Annotated in this window: 2 protein-coding genes; one reads left to right on the top strand and one right to left on the bottom strand. The window is 49.4% G+C overall.

Translation table 11 applies throughout. The features are described from left to right. Positions 1–200 precede the first annotated feature (200 nt). Positions 201–656, top strand: coding sequence for a hypothetical protein (locus tag QGT73_RS17245; RefSeq protein ID WP_280123246.1), 456 nt, complete (start codon positions 201–203; stop codon positions 654–656). Between the two features lie 37 nt (positions 657–693). On the opposite strand, the gene QGT73_RS17240 is transcribed toward QGT73_RS17245, so the two are convergent. Further along, complete coding sequence (locus QGT73_RS17240; protein WP_280123245.1) at positions 694–1818, bottom strand: site-specific integrase; 1125 nt, start codon at positions 1816–1818, stop codon at positions 694–696. Between the last annotated feature and the right edge of the window lie 293 nt (positions 1819–2111).

Below are 2111 nucleotides of genomic sequence, written 5' to 3'. Positions count from 1 at the left end.
GACTAATTGAGCAAAAACGTACTTGTCTTTTAACATAACAGCCTGATTCAGACTGCAAAGTTAATTTCAAATCGTCGCATCTCAAAAACGCTCACAACAAATTGAATTTCAATAATTTCAAAGTACTCTTATGATTTTTTAGTGGACACTAATGATTGGAAGACTCTAATCATTTTAATTAGAAAACCTAAACGAAAAATATGGACAACAGAGTAAACAGAATAAAGGATGTGCTTGAATGGCTAAAATCAAGCAGCTTATTCCGATCCAACCGTGAGATAGCGGAAAGGATGGGTTACAACCCAAGCATGGTTTCACAGGTTATCACCGGCAGGTCATCGGTGACACAGAAATTCGTCAGAAGTCTCAGCTCCGTATGTCCGAGAATCAATTACGACTGGATTTGGACCGGAGAGGGGGACATGCTGCGCGAGGTGCTGTCTTCCGGCGCATTGCCTGCCGACCGCCTGTCTGAGCTTGACCGATTTTCATTCATCATGTCGGAAATGGCACAGCTGATGAAAAACTTTTCATCAGTGGTCTGCCCGCTTGAACGCAGGGTCGCGGAGCTTGAACGCAGGGTTGCGGAGCAGAACAATACTATCGATCAGCTCCGGCTCCGCCTCGACCGCATGGAAAAAGCCGCCACTCCATGACGGAATGACGGCTTGATACCGGTGATTCACTGGTGCCTTATTTCAGGATGCCGTACCCCTTTATAACGCTTGTCTGCAAGACCTGGGCATATTTTTCGGTCATGGCCACGCTGGAGTGGGCAAGCATCTTGCTGACTGTAGATATATCGACACCTTTCGTCAGCGCCCACGTCGCAAACGTATGGCGCCCGACGTGCATGGTCAGATTGAGGTGGATGCCGGCCATGTTGGCAATCAGCTTCAACTGGTCGTTGCATTTCTGGTTGCTCATGAGGTTCAGATTGTAGTCGTACTTGCGGAGTATGGCGGCAGCCTTGGGGAGCAGCACTATAGTGTAGGGTTGTCCGGTCTTTACCCGCTTGTCCCTTATGCACAGGTCTTCTCCCTGCTTGAACACATCGCTTTTCTTAATCTTAACGAGGTCGCTGTACGCAAGGCCGGTATAGCACGAGAAGATAAACATATCGCGCACCTGCTCCGTCATGCCGTAAAGCTCAAGAGCCTCGACCCTGTCGCGTTCCTCTTCGGTAAGGAACTTTATTCCTTCCGACTTGCCTCTCGGTATCCTCATGTTCTCATAAGGGTTGCTCTCCAGTTTCTCGAACTGGATGGCCTCGATGATGTACGGCTTCAGCCGTTTATGGTAGCCGTGTACTGACGACTGGGTCTTTACTCTCTTTCTGATGAAATCATCCCACAGACGGATGTTCTTCGGCGTCAGGTCGCAGAAATTACGGATCTCGCCGAACTCCCTGAGGCAAGAGAGCATCACCTTGTGCTGGCGGCGGGTAGACTCGGACACCGGGCGCATGTCGATACGCTCTTCGAGCCATGCGAGGAAATCCATGGTCGAAGACTGCACTCTGGTCTTACGTACCTTCTTTAGAAGAGAAAGGTCGTATTCTCCGCCGTGTGCGGCTATGGAAGACATCTTCTCCCTTATGCCGTCCGCCACGCGGCGAATCTGCTCGTTGAGGCTTTCGGCCATGGGATGATCCACGACCTGGTTTGAGCGCCACTGCTGCCTGAGCACGGCCACTCCGGTGGACAGGCGAACACGCTCGCGGTTGTATGACACCTCCACCTCCACGGTGCCCGTCGTAACCGCCGAAGCCTTCTTGCGGCGGTCAAAAATAATCTTGATTTGGGGTATTCCAGCCATATCGTTTTGATTTTAAGTGTGATACATGGTTATGATTTCGTGATGTGGTACACTCGAAAACGTGTACCACATTCGCTGAGAAATGTACCACACGTGTACCACGCACCTCATAAACGCATCCCGGACTCATGCTGTTGTCTCCCGAAAATCTTTTGGAAGGAATTAGCACAAAATTATTACTGTCCGCTAAACTTTTTTTGAGCGATTGAAAAATTAGGGCTGATTCTTGCTAAGGCAAGCGACAAAAGTCGATTACCATTTGCAGGAGTCAGCCCTAATTAGTTATTTTTGGT

It is taken from the genome of Duncaniella muricolitica, from assembly GCF_910574735.1.
Taxonomy (GTDB): Bacteria; Bacteroidota; Bacteroidia; order Bacteroidales; family Muribaculaceae; genus Duncaniella; species Duncaniella muricolitica.
This window is presented reverse-complemented; position numbering and strand designations above follow the sequence as displayed.